This is a genomic window from Candidatus Eisenbacteria bacterium (genome assembly GCA_005893275.1).
Lineage (GTDB): Bacteria > Eisenbacteria > RBG-16-71-46 > SZUA-252 > SZUA-252 > WS-7.
Genome location: VBOW01000018.1, coordinates 22,875 through 44,252, shown reverse-complemented (window position 1 = coordinate 44,252; position 21,378 = coordinate 22,875). Strand labels below are relative to the sequence as shown.

The 21,378-nt window shown below is 67.2% G+C and carries 20 protein-coding genes and 2 pseudogenes; all 22 read right to left on the bottom strand.

Translation table 11 applies throughout. From position 1 onward, the window contains the following. Positions 1-2: 2 nt before the first annotated feature. The 22 genes and pseudogenes from E6K76_03290 to rpe all read right to left on the bottom strand — a co-directional run bounded on the left by E6K76_03290 (position 3) and on the right by rpe (position 21,358). Entirely contained in the window at positions 3-1,079 is a 1,077-nt protein-coding gene (locus E6K76_03290; GenBank protein TMQ59953.1) for a 3-dehydroquinate synthase, read from the bottom strand. After that, on the bottom strand, positions 1,076-2,032 hold the full coding sequence (locus E6K76_03285; GenBank protein TMQ59952.1) for a hypothetical protein: 957 nt from the start codon (positions 2,030-2,032) through the stop codon (positions 1,076-1,078). The genes E6K76_03290 and E6K76_03285 overlap by 4 nt, the downstream gene beginning before the upstream one ends. 78 nt (positions 2,033-2,110) lie before the next feature. Further along, positions 2,111-3,544: a serine protease gene (locus tag E6K76_03280; GenBank protein TMQ59951.1), complete on the bottom strand. Its 1,434-nt coding sequence runs from the start codon at positions 3,542-3,544 to the stop codon at positions 2,111-2,113. Further along, the gene (locus E6K76_03275) at positions 3,339-4,016 is read right to left on the bottom strand and encodes a hypothetical protein (GenBank protein TMQ59950.1); all 678 of its coding nucleotides are present in this window, start codon (positions 4,014-4,016) and stop codon (positions 3,339-3,341) included. Before E6K76_03275 ends, E6K76_03280 begins: the two co-directional genes overlap by 206 nt. Next, entirely contained in the window at positions 4,013-4,636 is a 624-nt protein-coding gene (locus E6K76_03270) for a sigma-70 family RNA polymerase sigma factor (protein ID TMQ59949.1), read from the bottom strand. The genes E6K76_03275 and E6K76_03270 overlap by 4 nt, the downstream gene beginning before the upstream one ends. 64 nt (positions 4,637-4,700) lie before the next feature. After that, entirely contained in the window at positions 4,701-6,386 is a 1,686-nt protein-coding gene (locus E6K76_03265; GenBank protein ID TMQ59948.1) for a tetratricopeptide repeat protein, read from the bottom strand. 88 nt (positions 6,387-6,474) lie between these two features. Then, a complete protein-coding gene (gene rnc, locus E6K76_03260) occupies positions 6,475-7,440 on the bottom strand; it encodes a ribonuclease III (protein ID TMQ59947.1) in 966 nt (321 codons plus the stop codon). A gap of 13 nt (positions 7,441-7,453) precedes the next feature. Beyond that, complete coding sequence (gene fabF, locus E6K76_03255; protein TMQ59990.1) at positions 7,454-8,695, bottom strand: beta-ketoacyl-ACP synthase II; 1,242 nt, start codon at positions 8,693-8,695, stop codon at positions 7,454-7,456. Between the two features lie 104 nt (positions 8,696-8,799). After that, the gene (acpP, locus tag E6K76_03250) at positions 8,800-9,048 is read right to left on the bottom strand and encodes an acyl carrier protein (protein TMQ59989.1); all 249 of its coding nucleotides are present in this window, start codon (positions 9,046-9,048) and stop codon (positions 8,800-8,802) included. A gap of 47 nt (positions 9,049-9,095) precedes the next feature. Then, positions 9,096-9,845 (bottom strand): 3-oxoacyl-[acyl-carrier-protein] reductase, encoded by a 750-nt coding sequence (fabG, locus tag E6K76_03245; GenBank protein TMQ59946.1) that lies wholly within the window; start codon positions 9,843-9,845, stop codon positions 9,096-9,098. After that, entirely contained in the window at positions 9,842-10,786 is a 945-nt protein-coding gene (gene fabD / locus E6K76_03240; protein TMQ59988.1) for an ACP S-malonyltransferase, read from the bottom strand. The genes fabG and fabD overlap by 4 nt, the downstream gene beginning before the upstream one ends. Continuing rightward, complete coding sequence (locus tag E6K76_03235) at positions 10,783-11,775, bottom strand: ketoacyl-ACP synthase III (protein ID TMQ59945.1); 993 nt, start codon at positions 11,773-11,775, stop codon at positions 10,783-10,785. The genes fabD and E6K76_03235 overlap by 4 nt, the downstream gene beginning before the upstream one ends. A gap of 43 nt (positions 11,776-11,818) precedes the next feature. After that, positions 11,819-12,808, bottom strand: a complete 990-nt coding sequence (gene plsX, locus E6K76_03230) for a phosphate acyltransferase PlsX (GenBank protein ID TMQ59987.1) — start codon at positions 12,806-12,808, stop codon at positions 11,819-11,821. Positions 12,809-12,869: 61 nt separating this feature from the next. Next, positions 12,870-13,061: a 50S ribosomal protein L32 gene (locus tag E6K76_03225; GenBank protein TMQ59944.1), complete on the bottom strand. Its 192-nt coding sequence runs from the start codon at positions 13,059-13,061 to the stop codon at positions 12,870-12,872. Between the two features lie 69 nt (positions 13,062-13,130). Beyond that, positions 13,131-13,613, bottom strand: a complete 483-nt coding sequence (locus E6K76_03220) for a DUF177 domain-containing protein (protein TMQ59943.1) — start codon at positions 13,611-13,613, stop codon at positions 13,131-13,133. Positions 13,614-13,624: 11 nt separating this feature from the next. Continuing rightward, the gene (locus E6K76_03215) at positions 13,625-14,041 is read right to left on the bottom strand and encodes a nucleoside-diphosphate kinase (protein ID TMQ59942.1); all 417 of its coding nucleotides are present in this window, start codon (positions 14,039-14,041) and stop codon (positions 13,625-13,627) included. 143 nt (positions 14,042-14,184) lie between these two features. Continuing rightward, a complete protein-coding gene (sucD, locus tag E6K76_03210; GenBank protein ID TMQ59941.1) occupies positions 14,185-15,132 on the bottom strand; it encodes a succinate--CoA ligase subunit alpha in 948 nt (315 codons plus the stop codon). Next, a complete protein-coding gene (gene sucC, locus E6K76_03205; protein TMQ59940.1) occupies positions 15,129-16,265 on the bottom strand; it encodes an ADP-forming succinate--CoA ligase subunit beta in 1,137 nt (378 codons plus the stop codon). Before sucC ends, sucD begins: the two co-directional genes overlap by 4 nt. A 137-nt stretch (positions 16,266-16,402) precedes the next feature. Further along, positions 16,403-17,680 (bottom strand): annotated as a pseudogene (locus E6K76_03200) (GTPase). 239 nt (positions 17,681-17,919) lie between these two features. Next, positions 17,920-19,567 (bottom strand): annotated as a pseudogene (rfaE1, locus tag E6K76_03195) (D-glycero-beta-D-manno-heptose-7-phosphate kinase). A gap of 160 nt (positions 19,568-19,727) precedes the next feature. Further along, complete coding sequence (gene galE, locus E6K76_03190) at positions 19,728-20,711, bottom strand: UDP-glucose 4-epimerase GalE (GenBank protein TMQ59939.1); 984 nt, start codon at positions 20,709-20,711, stop codon at positions 19,728-19,730. After that, positions 20,708-21,358, bottom strand: coding sequence for a ribulose-phosphate 3-epimerase (gene rpe / locus E6K76_03185; protein ID TMQ59986.1), 651 nt, complete (start codon positions 21,356-21,358; stop codon positions 20,708-20,710). Before rpe ends, galE begins: the two co-directional genes overlap by 4 nt. Positions 21,359-21,378 lie beyond the last annotated feature (20 nt).

Below are 21,378 nucleotides of genomic sequence, written 5' to 3'. Positions count from 1 at the left end.
TCTCAGGGTTTCTGGACGAGGCTCGAGATTACCTCGCGGAGCGGGGTAAGCGAGTGTAGTTCATAGGTCTTAGCTGCTCCAATCGCGGGCGACAATACCATTCGAAGAGACGTCCGTCCACGCTTCTTGTCCTTTCCCAGCGCGCTCCAAAAGGCCGCCCGCGGCGAACGGCTGAGCCTCACCGGAAGACCGAGCAATCGCAGCAGATCCTCGATCTCCACCGCCGAGCGCGGGTCGAGGCCCGCCACGCGGACGCTCAGCCTCGATGCCGCGACCATTCCGATCGAGACCGCCTCGCCGTGGGTGAATCGACGGTATCCGTACGAGGCTTCGAGCGCGTGCCCCACGGTGTGGCCGAAGTTCAAGTGCTGCCGAATCCCTCGATCTGCCGGATCACGAGAGACATACCACGCCTTCTCTCTCGCCGCGGCGCGGATCAGCCCCGTGACGCGCGCGCGATCCCCCCCGAGGCGGCGCAGGCTCGCTAGGATCGCGGGGCGTCGGATGACGCCGATTTTCACGATTTCGGCCAACCCTGATCGGAAGGCGCGAGGAGAGAGCGTCCGGAGCGCTTCGGGATCGCAGAAGACCCCTCGCGGATGATGGAAGGCGCCGAGGAGATTTTTTCCCTCGGGGAGATTGACCCCCACCTTTCCGCCGATCCCTGCGTCGGCCTGCGCGAGAAGCGTCGTCGGAAAGACGACCCAGTCGAGCCCCCGCGCGTAGGCCGCGGCCGCGAAGCCGGCCGTATCGGACACCACCCCTCCGCCGAGCGCCAAGACCGGGACCGACCGGTCCACGCGCCACCGCGCCCAGCGCTCGCAGAGGCGCCGAACGTTGGCGATCGTCTTCGTGTGTTCCCCCGGCGGCAGCGCGATCGCCCGCGGCGTAAATCCGGCGCGACGAAGGCTCGAAAGAAGCCGCGCGCCGTAAAGCCGCGCAACGGTCCGGTCGGTGACCACGAGCAGCTTTCCCGGGTCGCATACTCGGAGCATCGCCTCGCCGGCGCGACCGAGAAGGCCCGGTGCGACCTGGATCGAATAGCGGATTCTCCCGCGCGGGACCGATACCGAGATCATCGGGCGGTCAGCGTCTCCGCGATCGCCTGGAGCTCGCGGAGGTAAGGAAGCTTGGGCCTCCCCGGAGCGAAGACGGCGAGGTCCACGTAGAACCGTCTCCCCTGCCGTGCGACTTCGTAGAAGCGATACGGTCCGGCGGCGCTCACCTCCCCGTCTTCCCAGCGGCCGTGGATCTGCCGGACCGCGCCCGCGAGCTCGCCGGGCGTGAGGGTCGGGTCGATCAGGTCGAGCGTGCGCTCGTTGGGCCGGAACGCGCGGGCGAGCGCGGCGCGCATGCTCCGCAGATCCGGGCCGCGTGCCGCTCCCACCGGCATGATGCGCAAGAGCCGCGCGGGCGGGCCCTCATTCAGGAGAAGCGCGGCCTTCGTGCCGGGATGAATCCGAACCGCGTATCCGCGCGGGACGCGCAAGCCGAATCCCGCGAGCCTTCGGAGGCTCTTCTCGGCATCATGATCGCGGGGGAGAGCGAGGAGCCGGGCGCGCACCGTGGAGAACGTGGCGCGGTCGAGCTCCTCGAAGAGGCGGTTCTGATATCGCTGGAGCGCCGGCAGAAGATCGCCGCGCGTTTCCGTCCAGAAGATACCCGCCGCCTGCCCGCGGAGCCAGACGTCGGGAGAAAATACGAACGGCTCGCGAGCCGACGCGAGCGACCCCTTCAGGGGCTCGAGCTCCCGGGGAATCCTCTCCGCGGGTCCGAACCCGACGAAAAGCACCGTTCGTGCGCGGTACACGCCCGGATCGTCCGCGGTGGCCAGGTGCACGTCGTAAGCGGACTCGTCTTCGATCCTGATCGCGAGACGCTCCACGACGGCGCGCAGGAGCAGGATCTCGGGGGAGTCGGCGGGGAGCGCGGTCACGATCGTGAGCTCGCGGCTGCTTCCTTCCGCGAAGGGACGGCCGCCGCAACCCGCGGCGGCGACCGCGAACAGGAAAAGGACAGAAGCTCTTGTCATGCGCCCCATGGCGGTGCGCAGGCTACCACACGGTGGAGGGAGGGACTAGCGCCCGGGGTCCGTCCGGTTGGCGCCGGGCTAGCGCGCCGGGGAGGACTCGAGCGCCTTGATCTGCTCCTCGATCTTTTGAGTCTCCGCCTCGAGCTTTCGAAGCGAGCGCTTGAGACGTCCCAGCTCCGCGGCACGGCTCGGCGGAGGCGGCGCGGCGGGCGCGCCCACCGCGGCGTCGAGAGTCGCGTGCATCGGAAAGATATCCGCGCCGCGCGAGACGGTCATCTCGATTTCATCGCCGGGCCGGAGCGAGCGCACGAGCGAGGTGATTTCCTCCCCCGAGTGGATGACCGACCCTTCGAACGCCAGGATCCGGTCTCCCGCCTTGAGACCCGCCAGCTCGGCGGGGCTTCGCGGCACGACACCTTCCACAAGCACGCCGAGGGTGTCCGCGAGGAGTCCGCGCCGCATCTGGATTCCCAGGAACGCGCGCCGCACGCTCCCGTATTCTTCGAGATCATCTGCGATTCGCAGCAGCTGATCGACGGGGAGCGCGATCAGGAGATCGGTCGATTGCTTCCGGTCCGCGCCGTCGGGTTCCACCACGGAGGACGCCGAAGAGCGGACCGGAGCGGGTCCCGCGCGTCCGACGACGATCGCGACCCACTCTCCCGCTTCGTTCAGAACGGCGCCCCCGCTCGCTCCTGGGTATGTCGAGGCCTCGATCTCGGCGATATCGCCGGAATAGGGGAAATCGATGCGCTCGCCCCGGCCCACGACGTGCCCCAACGTGATCTGGGGCTGTGTGACGCTCACGTTGGAGATGACCGCCACCCAGGAGCCGATCGCGAGCGATTGGGGAGAAGCTTGCCGGAGCGGCTGAAGCGGCGGACCGTCCACCGCGAAAAGGGCGACGTTCGATTGTCGATCCACGCCTCGGATCTGCGCACCGCGCCGGTCGCCGTCGCCCAGGTGCACGGTGAAGGTCCCCCGGGAGATCGCCATGCTCGCCGTCGTGAGGAGCCGGTGCGGCCCCAGAACGACCCCCGTGCCGATGAGGCGCCGCACGGGGGCCGTTCTCGGCCTCGAATCAGGCGCGGGCATCGCGACCATGGTCACGACGCTGGTGCGTGCGGAATCGACGCCAACGAGCAGCGTCGCTTCGTCGCTCTTGAAAGGGAGAATGGTGGCGGTGCTCGCGCTCGCGTTCGAGCAGAAAAGCAGGAGAAGGGTGAAGACGGTGAGCCCTGAGGCGCGTGCCGATCGGATTCGGGTCACAGGCATCGCCGATGCACTCCGGCCCGAGACGCTTCGCTTAGAACGTGATGTACACGCCGTCGTCAGGCGTCTCGTTGACCGGGACGACGGTGGAGTTCTCCCCTTCGCCACCGCGCTCGAGGTAGAACTTATCGTTGATGATCTCATCCAGGTAGCGTTGACGCGGGACCGTGCCGTCCACGATTGAATCGCGCACCGCGAGGCGGCTCGGCACGCTCGCAACCACGGGAGCCTCGCCGGCATGCGCGGGGGCGGTGGCCCGCTCGGCCGGGGCAGCCGGAGCGCTCGGCCCCGGTTGGATCTGCGGACCGGCCTCCTGTCGAACGCTCACGCCGGGATGGGTGCGTTTCGGGTGGAGCCCCCCCTGGCCCACCGGAGACAGCATGACCGCGATGAACACGGCGCACACGGCGGTCCCGGTCATGAAGACGGGGCGCAGCCGGGCCGGGGAGAACAGCTCTCGGATCAGCTCCGTGGGGCTTAAACGAAGGCCCTCGCCGGACCGGATCCGCGCGAAGACGTCCTCCTCGAAATGGGGGCCGGGTGCCGCCTGAGGGAGGCCCTCCATGAGCGAAATCGCGGCCCGGACCTCACGGATTCCGAGCGAGCACCGACGACACCCCATGAGGTGCGCCTCCAGCTCCCGGCGCTCCTCCTGGCTTATCTCGTCCTCAATGTAGGGCGAGAACAATGACTCGGCTGACCGGCACTTCATGCGTCCTCCAGATTCAGGTGTGGCTTGAGTCTCTCCTTCAGCATCAGCCGGGCGCGATTGATGCGCGACCGCACCGTCCCGCCGGGGATTCGGAGGATCTCTCCCACTTCTTCGTAGCTCAGGCCCTCGATATCGCGCAGCACCACGGCCTCGCGATACCGCGCGGGGATTTTCTCGAGCGCTTCCGCCACGCGCCGGCGTATTTCGGTCGCATGCAGGTCCTCGTCGGGCAGAGGCTTCAGGTCGGGGAACGCGAGCCCCTGCCCTCCGGAATCCTCCTCCATCGCATCCAAGCTGAACGTCCCTTTGTGCCGGACGCGGCTACGGATTTCGTTCTTGGTCAGATTGACGGCGATCGTGAAAATCCAAGTCGAGAATTTTCCGCTCTTTCGGTAGCGCTCGCGGTTCCGGAATACCCGGAGGAACACTTCCTGGCTGATCTCCTCGGCGCGGTCCCGATCGTTGATGAACCGACACACGAGATTCATGATGCGCGAGCGATACCGCTGGACGAGCGCGCGGAACGCGGTCTCGGAGCCCAAGGCGCAACGCTCCATGACGTCTTCATCGGTCAGCTCGGCGAGGTCGAGCTTTTTCACAAGACGCAGCTCGTTGGCCACATCGGTCTCCGTGGCACTGGATACACCGTCGAACGGTGGCCGGTTCCGGAAGGGGCTGGTTCCTTTAGGGATTGGCGAAGAAGGTAAGCCCAGCGGGGCTCGGGGAGGCGCGCTTTCCGCGGACCCGTGACTCGGCCGCCCGGGCCTCGCTGTCCAGCCGGAGGGCCCGGCACACACGGCCGAGCATTCGCTCGGCGTCTGAGCCCGCGTCGCGGCATCGAACCGCGCGTCTCAAGAGATCTCTCGCTAACTCTAGCTGCCCCATATTGTAGCGGATGCTTCCCAGGAGCGACAGGGCCCGCCCGTTCCACGGATCGAGCTCCACCGCCCGATCGAGCCTTCGGACCGCCCGATCGACCTCCCCCTGGCTTAGATCCGTCGCAGCGAGGAAATAGAGGCACTCCGAATTTTCCTTCCCCAGCCCACTTAGCTTTTGGAAGGCCCACGCGGCCACCAGGCTATCCCCCGTCTCGGCAGCGGCTTGGCCCAGCTCCGCGTAGAGGATGGGGCTCTCGGGGCCCCTCAGGGCCCCCTCGCGCATGATCGCGACGGCCTCCTCGGGGTGGTGGAGAAGAATGTAGCATAGGGCCCCGGCCAGCACCCTTCGCGGGCTCCCCAGAAGGCCCTCTCGGATTTGCTCCAGCGTCAGGATCCCCGTTCGACGGTCGCCGACCTTGATCTCTAGATAGGCGACCACCAGCGACTCCTCCTGCGTCAGGGAGCGAAGCTTCATGAGCTTCCTGTAACACCCGAGCGCGGGCTTCTCGTTCGCGAGCGCCACGAGCGCGCGGGCCCTGACGGGCAACGTCGCCCGGTTTTCCCCAAGCGGCTTCACCGCCTCCAATGCCGCGCGATAGTCGCCGTCGCTCAGGAGACTGCGACCGGCTTCGACGCGGACGTCCGCCGGGTCGAAACCGCGCCGCGCCACCCGACCCAGGAAAGCCTTCGCGGCTTTCCGGTCCCCCTCGCGGAACAAATACGAGGCATACGCGGCGATCTGCTCGGGTATCGCGTCATTGGCCTCCGCGCGCCGGCGGAGGAGCTTTTCCTCGAGCGCGGTGTCGCCCATGCGCCGGGCCAGGGCGACACCCAGTCCCAAGGTCCGGGGGTCGTCCGGGGTGAGCTCGAGCGCCAGCTGGAGGGCCTGAGACGCTTCATCCAGCCGGCCATCCTCGAGCGCCATCCCCAAAACGCCGGTCGCCACCCATCCGAAATCCTGGAGCAGGATGTCGGTGCGCTTTAGATCGGCCAGAGCCCCCTCGTAGTTCTTGTCGAGCTCATGGGCGAGGGATCGCATGGCGTAAAGCTCGGGGCGCGCTCCCAGAAGCCGCAAAGGCGGGGTCAGGGCCTGCACGGCGACCGAGGCCTCCCCCGCGCGGAGGCGCATGCGTCCGACCAGCATGGCCGCGTCCGCGTTCAGGCTGTCCAGGTGGAGCGCCCGGTCGCCCCACGCGAGCGCGCGCTGGTCTTCGCCGGAGGATTCGAGGATTTCCGCGAATCGCGAGGCGACGTAGCTCGAGACCGGGTCCTCCGCGGCCAGAGCCTCCGCCCAGACCGCGGCTTCCTCGGCATTGCCGGCCTCCTGGGCCACGGCCGAGCGCACGAGGAATTCGAGGTTTGCAGGGATCACTGGGGCGGGGCCGGGCGGAAAAGCGGCCGACGAGGGCCCGGCCAATGCCGCGATTAGGATCAGCGCCAGCGTCCCCATGCCCGTCCCTGAGATGAGTGAGGTTGGCTCGCCTTTGTACACGTCGTCTCCAGGGTTGCTTATAGAAACGGAGGAAGGCCCAGACGGACCTTCCTCCCCTGTCTCGAGACGACGCCTTAATTATAACAAGCTACGATCCGGACTGCAAGCGCGAGGCGGCCCAAGGGGATTTGTCCCCGTCCGGGCCCCGCAGCTCGCCCTGCTCCTCCTGCGGGCCCCGGGATCCGGGCTGCCCCGTCCCCGTTCCGCGCCCTCCACCGCCCCGCGAACGACGCCCCCGGCCGCCACGACGCCTGCGGCGCCTGTGGTCCTGCCGGTCGCCGCCGCGCACCATCTTCTCGAAGTGGAGGAGCGCGTCCCGGGCCGCTTCCTGCTCCGCCTCCTTCTTGTTGCTCCCGTGGCCGCGGCCGAGCACCTTCTGGTTCACGACGACCTCGACCGTAAACACCTTCTCGTGGTCGGGGCCGATCTCGCTCGAGATACGGTATTGCGGGTGGGTCTTGAATTCACCCTGGACGTACTCCTGGAGCATGCTCTTGTAGTTCGCGAGATTCGCGTCGCTCAGGATCTCATGCACCTGGCGAAGGAGCAGCCGCTCCGTGAGGCGCCGCGCGGGCTCGAGCCCGCCGTCCAGGTACACGGCTCCGATCACGCCTTCCAGTGTGTCCGCGAGGATCGAGGCGCGATCGCGCCCGCCCGAGCCGGTCTCCGCCTCGCTCAGGAGAATGTAGTCCCCCAGACCCATCAGCTTCGCCGTTCGAGAGAGGATCACGCGGCTCACGAGGAGCGATTTCATCTTCGTCAGCTCCCCTTCGCGAAGCGAGGTGAACTTTCGGTAGAGGAATTCGTTCACGACGAGCCCCACGACGGAATCGCCGAGAAACTCCATCCGCTCGTTGGATTCTCCGGCGCCCTTTTCCGGTTGGGAGTGCAGGTAGGAGCGATGGGTCAGGGCCTGCCGCGCCAGCTCGGGGTCTCGGAACTTGTAATGAACGATTGCTTCGAACCCGCGAAGATCGAATTCACGGCCTCCGCGACGCTCGAATCGAGGCGCGGGAGCCTTTTCCAGTCCAAACAGCATTCTGAGTAATTTCACGTTTCGGGATCCTCTAGGGACCCTCCGGTGCCATGCTCCTCGATAACGCCAGGGTGACGTTGTGCCCGCCAAAGCCCAATGAATTCGAGAGGGCCGCCCGCACTTCGACCGATCGCGCGGTGTTGGGGACGTAATCGAGATCGCAGTCGGGGTCGGGGTGCTCGTAATTGATGGTCGGAGGAAGGACCTGTCGCTCGAGCGCAAGGACGCAGATGATCGTCTCCAGTCCGCCGGCGGCTCCGAGCAGGTGGCCGGTCATCGACTTCGTCGAGCTGACGGCCACGCGGTGTGCGTGCTCCCCGAATACCGACTTGATGGCTTGGGTTTCGAACTTGTCGTTGAGTGGTGTGGAGGTGCCGTGGGCGTTCACGTATCCGAACTCGCGCAGGGGCAGTCCGGAATCGTTGATGGCGGCCCGCATGGCCCGCGCTGCACCCTCACCCTCGGGGGCAGGAGCGGTCATATGATGGGCATCTCCAGTGGCGCCGTAACCGACGACCTCCGCCAGGATCGCAGCGCCGCGTTTTTTCGCGTGCTCGAGTTCCTCCAGGATCAGGATTCCCGCGCCTTCCCCCATCACGAATCCGTCGCGCTGGGAATCGAAGGGCCGGGAGGCCCGGGTCGGGCAGTCGTTACGCGTGGACATCGCCTTCATGGAGCAGAATCCCGCGAAGGAAATCGGAGTGACCGGAGCTTCGGCGCCCCCCGCGATCATGACGTCCGCTTCGGAGTTCTGGATGATCCGAAAAGCCTCGCCCACCGCGTGCGCTCCCGAGGAGCATGCCGACACGGTGCAGTAATTGGGGCCTTTGGCGCCGAAGAGGATCGACACCTGGCCCGAGGCCATGTCCGAAATCATCATGGGAATGAAGAAGGGGCTCACGCGGTTCGGGCCCTTCTCGAGAAGGACTCGGTGCTGATCCTCGAAGGTCGAAATGCCGCCGATGCCCGACCCCACGATGACGCCGAAACGGTCCGGGTCGACGGCGCCGTCGCGAACGGCGGCCTGGTTCAAGGCCTGCGCGGATGCGGCGACCGCATACTGGACGAACAGGTCCGTGCGTCGGATGTCCTTCCGGTCCATGAAGTCTTCCGGCTTGAATCCGCGCACCTCGCCCCCGATCCGCGTGTCGTATCCCGCCGCGTCGAATCGCGTGACCGGCCCGATCCCCGACTCGCCGGCGATCAACCGCTTCCAAAACTCCTCGACCGTGTTTCCCAGGGGGCATACGACGCCCTGCCCGGTCACCACCACCCTCCGAGGGCTCCCATTTCTCCGATAGGTCACGAACCTCTCTCGATTTCCTCGCCTGCGCTCACAACCCGCGCGGAACGCGACGCGTCCGGCGCGGCGCCGAATCAGGCGTTCTTCGGCACGTGCGATTCCAGGTACTTGATGGCGTCTGCCACCGTGGTCATCTTCTCCGCGTCCTCGTCCGGAATTTCGATGTCGAATTCCTCCTCGAGGGCCATCACGAGCTCCACGGTGTCGAGCGAGTCCGCTCCCAGATCGTCGATGAAGGATGCTTCCGGCGTCACCTGCTCCGGCGCGACGCCCAACTGATCGACGATGATCTGCTTGACCCGATCTTCGCTGAATGAGGCCATTCCCTGCATCACCTCCCTTTGGATTCCGGTTTCCGCAATCCGATCGTTCACATCCTCATACCGCCATCGACGGACAGTACCTGGCCGGTGACATAGCCGGCCTCCTCCGAGCATAGGAACGCCACCGCGTGGGCCACGTCATCGGCGGATCCCAGCCGTCCGAGGGGGATTTGCGCCTTCAAGCCCTCCCGCACCTTCTCGCTCAAATCGGCTGTCATCGCGGTTTCGATGAACCCTGGAGCTACCGCATTCACCGTAATATGGCGCGATGCCAGTTCCTTGGCAACGGCCTTCGTGAGCCCCACCACTCCCGCCTTGGACGCGACATAATTCGCTTGGCCGGGATTGCCGATGAGCCCGACCACGGAGCTCATGTTCACGATCCTGCCCCACCGCTGTTTCATCATGGGCCGGGTGAAGGAGCGGATGCAGAGAAAGCTCCCCTTCAGATTGGTGTCGATGACCTGATCCCAATCCTCCTCGCTCAGGCGCATGACCAGATTGTCGCGCGTGACACCCGCGTTGTTCACGAGGATGTCGGCCCTGCCGAACGCCTCGAGCGTTTTGGCGCAAAGCGCGTCCGCGTCCCCGGGCTTCGACACGTCCCCTTGGGCCCAGATCGCGTCGCCCCCCTCCGAGCGAAGCTCGGCGCACGCCCTCTCGAGCGCCGCTCCGTCCCGCCCCGAGACGACGATCCGGGCGCCGCCGCGCGCCAGCCGCGATGCGACCGCGCGGCCGATTCCTTTCGCCCCGCCGGTCACGACCGCGACCCTTTCCGCGAAACGCCGGTCGCTCACGCCGCGACTTCCTGGAGCGCCTGGACGGCGGCCTCCGCCGCCTCCGGGTCCTCGCTTCCGAAAAGCGACACATCGCGGTCGACGCTCTTCACGAGGCCGCGGAGGACGCGCCCTTGGCCCACTTCGACGAACCGCCGCACGCCGTCTTCCACCATCGCGCGAACCGTTTGCTCCCACAGCACCGGCTGGAGGAGCTGCTCCCGGAGCGCGGCGCGGATCTCCTCGGGGGCTTGCACCGGCCGCGCGGAAACGTTGGCGTAGACCGGAAACCGAGCGGGCCTGAGATCGATCGACTCCAGCGCCTCGCCGAGCCCGCGCGCCGCGGTCTCCATGAGCGGCGAATGGAACGCGGCGCTGACGTGCAAGGGGACGACTTTCTTGGCCCCCGCTTTCTTGGCCTCCTCCGAGGCGCGATCCAGCGCCTCGCGCGTTCCGGACAGCACGATTTGTCCGGGCGAGTTGTAGTTCGCGGCGGCGAGATCGCGCGGCCTCGCCACCGCGGCGAGGAGCTTCTCGATCTCAGGGATACCCAGGCCCAGCACCGCGAGCATCGTTCCCGGCCGCTCCTTCCCCGCGTTCGCCATCAGCTCGCCCCGCCTGCGGATGAGCCTCAGCCCGTCCTCGAAGGAGAGCGAGCCCGCCACCACGTGCGCCGCGAATTCCCCCGCGCTGTGCCCGGCCCCCGCCGAAGGCCGCACGCCGCGGCGCTCGAGCACGCGGGCCGCCGCGACGCTCGTGACCAAGAGCGCGGGCTGCGTGTTCTCCGTGCGGGTCAACGCATCGAGCGGTCCATCGAAGCAGAGGGAGGAGAGAGGCATGGCGAGGACCTGGTCGGCGCGGTCGAAAACCTCGCGCGCTTCCGGGAAACGATCCGCGAGGGCGCGACCCATGCCGACCGCCTGCGAGCCCTGGCCCGGAAAAAGGAACGCGATCCGGCTCACCAGCGCACCACGGAAGCGGCCCACGTGAAGCCTCCGCCGAACGTCACCATTTCCACGAGATCGCCGGGTTTGAGGCGCCCCAGGCGCTTCGCCTCGTCGAGCGCGAGCGGAATCGAGGCGGACGAGGTGTTTCCGTAGCGATCCAGGTTGACGAAGACCTTCTCCATCGGCAGGCCGAGCCGCCTCGCGGTGGCGTCGATGATGCGATAGTTCGCCTGGTGAGGAAACAGGAGATCCAGCTCCTCCGGTCTGTGCCCCGCGGCCTCGAGCGCCTCGCAGGCCACCGATTCCATGGCGCGGACGGCGTACTTGAACACGTCGTTTCCGCTCATGCGGATGTAGTGGAGCTTTCGGTCGACCGTTTCGTGCGACGCGGGATGGAGCGAGCCGCCCCCGGGCATTTCGAGCAGATTCGTCAGGGACCCGTCGCTGTGGAGCTTCGTGGACAGAATCCCGCCGGGTTGTCCCGTCGAGCGGAGCACGACGGCGCCGGCCGCGTCGCCGAAGAGCACACACGTGTTGCGATCGGTCCAGTCGACGATCTTCGAAAGGGTCTCGACCCCGATCACGAGCACGGTGTCCGCCGCTCCGGCCGCGATCTGCGTGCGCCCAAGCGAGAGCGCATAGAGAAACCCGGAGCAGGCGGCGGAGATATCGAACCCGTACGCCCCGGCGGCGCCGAGGCGGTCCTGCACGAGACACGCGGTCGAGGGAAACGGGCGGTCTCCCGTCACGGTCCCGACGATGATCTGATCGAGCTCTTCCGGCTTCACCCCGGCATCCCGGACGGCGCGACGCGCCGCTTCGGTGGCGAGCGCGGAGGCGGGTGTTTCGGGATCGGCGATGCGGCGCTCCTTGATCCCGGTCCGCGTCGTGATCCACTCGTCCGAGGTATCGACGATCTGTTCCAGGTCCTTGTTGGTCAGCACGCGGTCCGGCGTGCAGGATCCGACTCCGATGATATGGACGTCGCGCGCGGATGAGATCATGTCCGTTTCCTCGCGCGGCCACCCTGCCGATTCCCCGCCGCCGTCATGCGGCCTCCGGCGCCAGCCGTTGAAGGTCCTCGCGTATGAATCCCGCGACGCGCGCCTCGGCGACCCGCGCCGCCGCCCGGATCGCGTTCTTGATCGCGCGCGCGTTCGAGCGCCCGTGGGCGATGATGCAGGTACCGTCGACTCCCAAGAGCGGCGCCCCGCCGACCTCGGCATAGTCCAGGCGGCGCTTGAGCCTCCGGAAGGCCGGCTTCAGGAGGAGCCCCGCGAGCATGCTCAGAGGATCGCTCCGTATCTCGTCTCGGATCATATTGCCCACGCTCGGAATCACGCTCTCCGCGAACTTGAGAAGCACATTTCCGACGAAACCGTCGCACACGACGACGTCCGCCGTGCCGAGGATGATGTCCCGGCCCTCGACGTTTCCGACGAAATGGACGGGGCTCTGCTTCAACAGCTGATGCGCTTCGTAGTAGAGCTCGCTCCCCTTCTCCGCCTCCTCCCCGATGTTCAGCAGCCCGACGCGTGGTCGCTCCACGTGGAGCACCAGCCTGGCATAGATGCTGCCCATCATCGCGAATTGATGGAGGTGGTACGGCTTGCAGTCCGAAGTGGCGCCCACGTCCAGAATCACGACGTTGCCCTGCGGGGTGGGGAGCACCGTGGCGATCGCGGGACGCTGCACCGACTCGATCCGGCCCAGGCCGAAGAGGGCGGCGGCCACGACCGCGCCGGTATTTCCGGCGGATACCATCGCGCTGGTCCGGCGCTCCTTCTGAAGGCGCGCGGCGATATTGATCGAGGAGTCCTTCTTCTTTCGAACGGAGGTGGCCGCGGACTCACCCATTTCCACGCGCTCCGATGCGTGGATCACGGGGGGCAGGTCCGCGCTCAGATGCAGGCGGGCAGCTTCCTCGCGAACGAGCGCCTCATCGCCGATGAGCAGGACATCAAACGCGCCCGTCGACTCGCGGATCGCCTCCATGGCGCCCTGTATGACCACACCGGGGGCAAGGTCGCCGCCCATGGCGTCCACCCCGATGACCGGCCGTCCGGCTCGATCGCTCACCGTCGCCCCGTCCCCGCCCTTACGTACTCTTCAACTCCTCCTGCGAGATCACCTCTTCGCCCGCGTAGTAGCCGCAATGCCCGCACACGCGGTGCGGGAGCTTCGGCTGACTGCAATGGGGGCAGAGCGATCGGGATGGCAGCGCGAGTTTCCAGTGGGTGCGGCGCTTCTTGCCGCGGGTGCTCGAATGCCTTCTCTTGGGTACAGCCATCGTTCCACATTCCCTTCGTTGGATGTTCGTCGCCGGCCGCGCGGGGCGTAGGTCCGGTGCCTTTCCGGATCAGCCGGCGGCCGCGCCCACGCAACGGCACGGCCCGAGATTGCGATCTTCTCCGCACCGCGGGCAAAGGCCCGCGCATGTATCGCGGCAGAGCGGCCTCATGGGAAGACCGAGCAGCACCGCTTCCCGGATCTCGCTGTCGATGGAGAGCACGTGGCCGTCGTGGAAATGGACCCCCCCGTCCTCTTCATCCAGGGCCTTGGGGCTCATCATGCGGGCAGATGGCAACTTAGCACAGAAAACTTCGAAATCCAATTCGAGAATCTGGGAGAATTCGACGAGACACCGGCTACATTGTTGCAGGGCAATGGCATGCACGGTTCCGCGAATCCAGATCTCGTCTCCGCGGCGGTCCAGGCTGAGGCCAATCTTGAGCGGACCCTCCAGCGCGACATCCTGCCGGCTGATCCCGACGGAATCGGCCGCAAGCTCCATGTCGAGCCTGCTCTGCCCCTCCTCGACCTCGTGTAGTTTGAGCTCCATGGCTCTTTAGATTAGCGTCGCGCCGACCCGTCTCCGAAGAAGAATTCGATCTCGGCGCGCGCGGACTCCGGCGAGTCGGACGCATGCACCGCGTTCCGCCCCTTGCTCTCCGCGAATCGTGCCCGGATCGTGCCCGGCTTGGCTTCCTTGGGATCGGTGGCGCCGATCAGATCCCGAAGCGCCTGGACGGCGTTCTCGCGCCGAACCCGGCATGGGATCGCCGGGCCGGACGACATGAACTGGACCAGCTCCTCTAAGAAGGGCTTCCCCTCGTGCACCGCGTAGAAGAGCCGGGCGTCGCGCGGCGCGAGCCTCACGAGACGCAGGTCCAGAATCTCGAACCCGGCGCGCTCGGCCTCGGCCAGGATGACGCCGACCTTGTGCTTCTCCACGGCGTCCGGCTTGATCATGAAAAGTGTTTCCTCCAAGTCTCTTCCTCCTTGCGATGCGGGGCCGGGCTAAATGCGAAGCGGCGCGGATTCCCTTTGGGGAATAAGGCTTCCTTCTGGAGAAGGGGGATCACGGCGAACAGGGTCGGTGTGGCGCGGCAGCGGAACCGCCTGGGGCGTCGCTAGCGTCCGCGCCGCCGGGTGGCGGGAGCCGGTTTCTTCGCCTTGCCGCGCACCAGCTTGAGCTTGGACTTCCGCCTCGGTCGGAGCGCGGCCGCAATCAAGCCCGGGATCTCGGACGGCGTCTTCGCGACGGGGATGCCGGCCTCCTGAAGGCGGGCCATTTTCTCCTGGGCGGTGCCGGAGCCTCCAGACACGATCGCGCCCGCGTGGCCCATGCGCTTTCCGGGGGGAGCGGTCTGGCCCGCGATGAACGCGACGACCGGCTTTGAGATCGCGCGCCGGATCAGAAGCGCGGCGTCCTCTTCGTCGCTTCCGCCGATCTCGCCGATCAAGACGATCGCCTCGGTTCCGGGGTCCTGCTGGTAGAGGGCCAACATGTCGGCGAACCGGGTCCCCACGATCGGATCGCCGCCGATGCCGATGCACGTGGACTGGCCCAGGCCCGCGCGGGTGAGCTGCCAGACCACTTCGTAGGTGAGCGTGCCGCTGCGGCTCACCACGCCCACCTTCCCCGGTTTCACGATCGTTCCCGGCATGATGCCCACCTTGCACGACCCGGGCGAGATGAGCCCCGGACAATTCGGCCCGACGAGCCGGACCTGCCGGCCCCGCGTATAGGCAGAGACCTCCACCATGTCGCGCACGGGGATTCCTTCGCTGATGCAGACCACGAGGGGGATCCCGGAGTCGACGGCTTCGTAGATCGCGTCCTGGGCGAGCGCCGCGGGAACGTAGATGACCGAGCAGTTCGCGCCCGTCTTCGCCACCGCCTCCTCGACCGAATCGAAAACCGGAACCGAATGCACCTTGTCTCCCCCTTTTCCGGGGGTGACGCCGGCCACGACCTTGGTGCCGTAGTCGAGCATGCCGCGCGTGTGAAAGGAGCCGTCGCGTCCCGTGATCCCCTGCACCACGACCTTCGTCGCGCGCCCGACCAGAACGCTCACGCCGCCTCCGCCGCGCGCGCGATCACGGCCCGCACCGCTTCATCCATGTCGCTCAGGGCCATGAGCCCGCGCTCTCCCAGGATCTCGCGCGCTTCCTTCTCGTTGGTACCCGTGAGCCGGATCACGATCGGGATCCTCACGTTCAGGCGGTCGAGCGCGAGAAGGAGTCCCCGCGCGACGTCGTCGCAGCGGGTGATGCCGCCGAAAATATTGAAAAGCACGGCCCGCACGCGCGGGTCTCCGGTCAGGATATGCATCGCGGCTTCGACCTTGTCCGGGTTCGAAGAGCCCCCGATATCGAGGAAGTTCGCCGGCTTCCCTCCGTGGAACTGGATCAGGTCCATGGTCGCCATCGCGAGCCCCGCGCCGTTCACGACGCATCCGATCGTTCCGTCGAGCTTCACGTACGAGAGACCTCGCTCGCGCGCCTCGATCTCGCCCGGATCTTCGGCCGAGAGATCGCGCATGGCCGCGAGATCGGGATGCCGGTCGAGGGCATTGTCGTCGAGCACGATCTTCGCGTCGAGGGCCAGGACAAGGCCGTCCTTCGTGACGGCGAGCGGATTGATCTCGGCCAAGGAGGCGTCTTGATCGTGGTAGGCGCGTACGAGTCGGATCAGGATCGGGACGATCCGCTTCTGAACCGCCGGGTCCTTGTCCAGGAATCGCGCGGCGGCCCTCGCCCTGTAGCCCGGGAGCCCTCTCCCGTCGATCGGAATCCGGAGGATCTTCTCGGGGCCCGCGCGCGCCACCTCTTCGATGTCGATCCCGCCGGCCGGGCTCACCATGAGGAGCGGGCTCTCGTTCCTCCGATCCAGAACGATCCCCGCGTAATACTCGCGCGCGATCTCCGCCGATGGCGTGATCAGCACGCGGTTCACCTTGAGCCCGCGGAGCTCCATCCCGAGGATGCGCCCCGCTTCGCGCGAAAGCTCCTCCCCGCCGCGCACCACCTTGACGCCCCCCGCCTTGCCGCGGCCGCCGACCAGGACCTGGGCCTTGACCACGACCGGATAGCCGAAACGCTCCGCGGCGGCGAGCGCGTCTTCCACGTTCGAGACCACGTCCCCCGGCGGGACCGGGATCCCCGCGGCCCGAAAAATGCCCTTGGACTGATATTCGTGCAGGTTCAACGCTTGGTCTTCACCCGCGCCGCCTTGCGGGCCGCCTTTTTCATGCCGCCCGCGCCGAGCCCGGCGGCTCTTCCTTGCCTGTCCTTCGCCCCCGGCTTCTTGAAGCCGGAAGCCTCCACGCGACCCAGCATTTCTCGGATTACGTCCTCGAGCTTCGGCCGGCCGATCTCCTCCAGCTCGTAGCCCACGCGCACGGCCGGGTGTTTCATTTTCACGAGGCGTCTCAGATCGATGGGCGTCGCGACGATCACGACGTCGCAATCGCATCCGTTGATCGTGCGCTCGAGATCCCGTATCTGCTCCTTCGAGTACCCCATCGCCGGAAGGAGGGGACCGATATCCGGATATTGGCGGAACGTGTCCTTGATGCCTCCCACGAGCCAGGGCCTGGGGTCCACGATCTCGCTCGCCCCGTGGCGGCGCGCGGCGATGACTCCCGCGCCGTATTTCATCTCTCCATGGGTCAAGGTCGGCCCATCCTCGATCACGAGGGCGCGCTTCCCCCGGATCCGCTCCGGATGATCGACGGTGATCGGCGAGGCGGCGTCGATGATGACGGCCTCCGGGTTGAGCGTCTGAACCGAGCTGCGGACCGCTTCGATGTTCTCGTAGTCGGTCGTCGTCTCCTTGTTGATCACCACCACGTCCGCGAGGCGCACGTTCGTCTCGCCGGGATGATAGGAGCGCTCGTGACCGGGGCGGTGCGGATCCGCCACCACGACCTGGAGATTCGGCTTCACGAACGAGAAATCATTGTTCCCGCCGTCCCAGACGATGACGTCCGCCTCCCGTTCGGCCGCGCGGAGAATCTCCGCGTAGTCGATCCCGGCGTAGACGATCGTGCCGCGGTCGAGATGGGGCTCGTACTCCTCGCGCTCCTCGATCGTGCACTTGTGCTTGTCCAGGTCGGCGTAGGTTTCGAAGCGCTGCACGCCTTGGCGGGAGAGATCCCCGTACGGCATCGGATGGCGGATCGCGACGACCCGCTTCGCCATCGCCTTCAAGACCTCGCAGACCTTGCGCGTGGTCTGGCTCTTCCCCGAGCCGGTGCGCACCGCGTTCACCGCGATGACCGGGACGCGACTCGTGAGCTGCGTCGCTTTCGGACCCATGAGCGTGAAGTCGCAGCCCAAGCTCGCGATCCACGATGCCTTGTGCATCACGTATTCGTGGGAGACGTCGCTGTAGGCGAAAACGACCTCGTCGACGTCGTGCTCGCGGATCAAGTCGGGCAGCTCCTGCTCGGAGACGATGGGGATTCCCTTGGGGTACCGCCCGCCGGCCAGGGCAGAGGGATAGCGGCGGTCGTCGATTCCGGGAATTTGGGCGGATGCCGTGAACGCCACGACGAAGTACTCGGGGCGTTTCTTGAAGAAAACGTTGAAGTTGTGAAAATCTCGTCCGCCAGCGCCCATGATCACAACACGTCGTTGCTTACTCACTCGAGGCACACCTCCTTCAAGGGTTTCGTGCAGGAACCGGCGTATCCCGAGTAATGCGGTCGAAGCTTCGAGCCGCTCGCCGCGGAGCAGGACATCGCCGATCAGGGTCGCACTGGATCCACTACGTTGGGAAAACACAACACGTTACCCGCTACGGCGCGCCCCTGTCAAGCCCGCCGCTCCGGACGGTTCCGGGGCCGGGTGTGGGCTCGCTAGGGGTGGCCCGAGCGGATCCGGTCGGTAATCGAGGAGGACGAAAAGCCGGGAACGAGCGGGATCAAATGGACCTGGCCGCCGGCCCGCTCGACCGCCTCCCGCCCGACGACGTTGGCCGGGGTATAGTCCCCGCCTTTTACCAGAACGTCGGGAAGGATCTCCTCGATCAGGCGAAGCGGGGTCTCCTCGTCGAAGAGCACGACGTAGTCGACGCTCGCGAGCGCGGCCACGACCGTCGCGCGCGCCAACTCGCCCTGGATCGGATGTCCGGGGCCCTTGATCGCGCGGACCGATCGGTCGGAATTGAGCCCCACCAGGAGGTAGTGGCCCAGGCCCCGTGCGCGGCGGAGGAGCTCGGTGTGCCCGGGGTGGATCAGGTCGAAGCAGCCGTTGGTGAATACGAAACGCCTGCCCAGGATTCGAGCCGCCTTTCGCCTGCGCTTCGCGTCCTCCAGGGTGAGAATTTCACCCAACGGGCAGGTCTCCCAAGGATTCGATGAGCTTCGCCACGCTCGCCGCCGCGGTGCCCAGCTCCGCCACGACGAGCCCCGCCGCGTGATTGGCGAGCACGCACGCCTCCGGCAGCGGAGCGCGCGCCGCGAGCGCGGTCCCGATCGTCGCGACCACGGTGTCTCCCGCTCCCGTCACGTCGAAGACCCTCCGCGCCCGGGTCGGAAAGTGGGTGTGCCCCTCGGGGGTGAACAGCGACATCCCTTCTTCCCCGCGCGTGATGAGGACCGCTTCGGCGTCGAGCTTTTCCCGCAGCCCGAAGCCCGCCTCGGTCAGGTCCTCGTTGCTGCGGATCCTCCGCCCCCAGGCTTGGGAGGCCTCCGCGACGTTGGGCGTGATGATCGAAACGCCTCGGTAGCGGAGAAAATGCTCCTCTTTGGGATCGACCGCGCAGGGAATGCCGCGGCGCTTGAGCTCGGGCAGGAGCCGGTCCAGCAACGCGGGGGTGACGACCCCCTTGCCGTAGTCGGAGACCAGCACCGAGGAGGCGTCGGGAAGCGCGCGCTCGACGCGGCGCCAGAGCTCCTCGAGCACCGAGGATTCCGGAGCTTCACGGGATTCCTCGTCGGCGCGCAGGACCTGTTGGTGGTGCGCGATGATGCGCGTCTTGAGCGTTGTGCGTCGGGTGGGATCGGAGAGCACGCCGCCGTTTGAGTCGACCTCGCGCGCGTGAAGCTCGCGCCTGAGGCTCTCGGCCGCAGCATCCGCCCCCGCGACCCCGATCAAGACAGGCGTCGCCCCGAGCGCGCGGACGTTGTGCGCCACATTGGCCGCCCCGCCCAGTCGAAGCTCTTCGCGCTCCACGTCGACCACGAGCACGGGCGCTTCGGGGGAGACGCGGGTGGCGCTGCCCCACAGATAGCGGTCGAGGATGACGTCGCCGATCACGACCACCCGGCGGCCGCGGAAGCTCCGGACGCGGGCTTCGAGCGCCGCGCGGGTGAGGAGCGGCGCGGCTTGAGCCCCGATTTCTCCTCTGCCGACGGAGGTCAGGCGATCTCCTCTCCCGGGCCCTGCTCCGGGGTCGCCGCCAGGTACTCCTCGATGAGGGCGCGCGCGCGTTCGGCGTCCCTCCCCAGCACCTCGACCCGTCCCCAGAACCCGTGGTGAAGCGTTTCCAGCGTGCTGAACCATGCGATTTGGACCGGCTGCGGGGTGGCCTCGATCCCCTGGCTCTTCAAGAAATCGCAAAGCATGGTGGCGGTCTGCTCGTCCGGCACTTCCCGTACCGATACCAAAGGCTCGCGAGCGAGCTCGTCCGGGTCGCGCCCTTCGGTTTCGTCGTTTTTTTCGCTCATTCCTTGTAGCCCTCCGGGTGGCGCACCCGCCAGCCCCAGGCCGTCTCGAGGATCACGCCCAGATCCCCGAATTGGGGGCTCCAGCCTAGCACGCGGCGCGCGGCTTCCGAGGAGGCAATCAGCGCGGGCGGATCTCCGGGCCTCCGCGCCGCCGGGAGGGTTGGCACCGGCCGTCCGGTCACCGATTGAACCGCCGCGACCACCTCGCGCACCGAGACACCCCGCCCCGCGCCCAGGTTCAGCGCGCGGCTTTCGCCCCCCTCGGCGAGATAGCGGATCGCGCGGACGTGGGCTTCCGCGATGTCGACCACGTGAACATAGTCTCGGATGGCGGTGCCGTCGGGAGTCGGGTAGTCCGATCCGTAGATCGGCACCGGCTCCCGCGCCCCGCGGGCGGCATCGAGGAGAAGCGGAATCAGGTGTGTCTCGTCCCGGTGATCCTCGCCGCGGTCGATGCTCGCCCCCGCCACGTTGAAGTAGCGAAGCGCGACGTAGCGGATTTCACCACGCGCGGCGCGCTCCTCGAGGATGCGCTCGAATCGGAGCTTCGTCGCTCCATAGGGGTTCGTCGGGCGGAGCAGCGAGGTCTCGGTGAGGGGCATGGGGGCGGACGGGTCGTAGACGGCGGCCGAGGAAGAGAAGACGAGATCGGTCACGCCGTGGGCCCGCATGGCGTCGAGGAGGAGGATCCCTTGCGTGACGTTGGCTTCCTCGTAGAGGTCGGGCTTCGCCACCGACTCCGCGACCAGCGATTTGGCGGCCAGGTGGATGACACAATCGATCTTCTTCGCCTGAAAGGCCTCGTCGAGCTTCTCGGGGTCGCGGATTCCCCCTTCGACGAGAAGGGCCAGCGGGGCGACGGCGTCCCGGTGACCGGTGGAGAGATCATCCAGCGCGATCGCTGAATTCCGAGCCCGCACGAGCTCCTCGACGACGACGCTCCCGATGTATCCGGCGCCGCCGGTCACCAGCACGTTCACGCGGTTTCGACGCTTCGACGGAGCGCCTGAAGCGCCGCGACCGGATCGGGCGTGCGGAAGATCGAATGCCCCGCGATGAACGTGTCCGCGCCCGCGCGCGCGGCCCGCCGAGCCGTCGAGGGGTTGATGCCTCCGTCGACCCCCAGCAGGCAGTCGAGGCTCCCGTCCTCGATCGCGGCCCGCACCGCCGCGATACGCTCCTCCGACCCGTCGAGAAACGGCTGGCCGCCCTGGCCCGGCTCGACCGTCATGACGAGCGCGATGTCGCACCCGGAGAGGGCCCGGAGGAGCCACGGAAGCGGAGTTTCGGGCTTGATCGCGAGGCCCACCCGCAGCCCGCGGGCCCGAATGAGGCGGGCGGCCAGAGCGGGGTCCTCGACCGTTTCGACGTGGAGGATCAAATGGTCCGCACCCGCCGCGGCGAAATCATCGAGGAAGCGCAACGGGTCGACCACCATGAGGTGCACGTCGAGCGGGAGCGGGGTGAGCCGGCGCATCGCCTGGACCAGAATCGGCCCGAAGGTAAGATTGGGGACGAACTGGCCGTCCATCACGTCGACGTGGAGGAAGTCGGCGCCCGCCCGGGCGACGCGCTCGACCTCCTCTCCGAGCCGGGAGAAATCGGCGGACAAGATGGACGGGCAGATCCGGTTTCGCCGCGGGCGCG

Bases quoted from the DNA above. Each gene is read 5' to 3' on its own strand.
- E6K76_03290 (TMQ59953.1), bottom strand. From the start codon at position 1,079: ATGATCTCGGTATCGGTCCCGCGCGGGAGAATCCGCTATTCGATCCAG.
- E6K76_03285 (TMQ59952.1), bottom strand. From the start codon at position 2,032: ATGACAAGAGCTTCTGTCCTTTTCCTGTTCGCGGTCGCCGCCGCGGGT.
- E6K76_03280 (TMQ59951.1), bottom strand. From the start codon at position 3,544: ATGCCGGCGAGGCTCCCGTGGTTGCGAGCGTGCCGAGCCGCCTCGCGG.
- E6K76_03275 (TMQ59950.1), bottom strand. From the start codon at position 4,016: ATGAAGTGCCGGTCAGCCGAGTCATTGTTCTCGCCCTACATTGAGGAC.
- acpP (TMQ59989.1), bottom strand. From the start codon at position 9,048: ATGGCCTCATTCAGCGAAGATCGGGTCAAGCAGATCATCGTCGATCAG.
- E6K76_03235 (TMQ59945.1), bottom strand. From the start codon at position 11,775: ATGATCTCATCCGCGCGCGACGTCCATATCATCGGAGTCGGATCCTGC.
- plsX (TMQ59987.1), bottom strand. From the start codon at position 12,808: ATGGGCGGCGACCTTGCCCCCGGTGTGGTCATACAGGGCGCCATGGAG.
- E6K76_03225 (TMQ59944.1), bottom strand. From the start codon at position 13,061: ATGGCTGTACCCAAGAGAAGGCATTCGAGCACCCGCGGCAAGAAGCGC.
- E6K76_03220 (TMQ59943.1), bottom strand. From the start codon at position 13,613: ATGGAGCTCAAACTACACGAGGTCGAGGAGGGGCAGAGCAGGCTCGAC.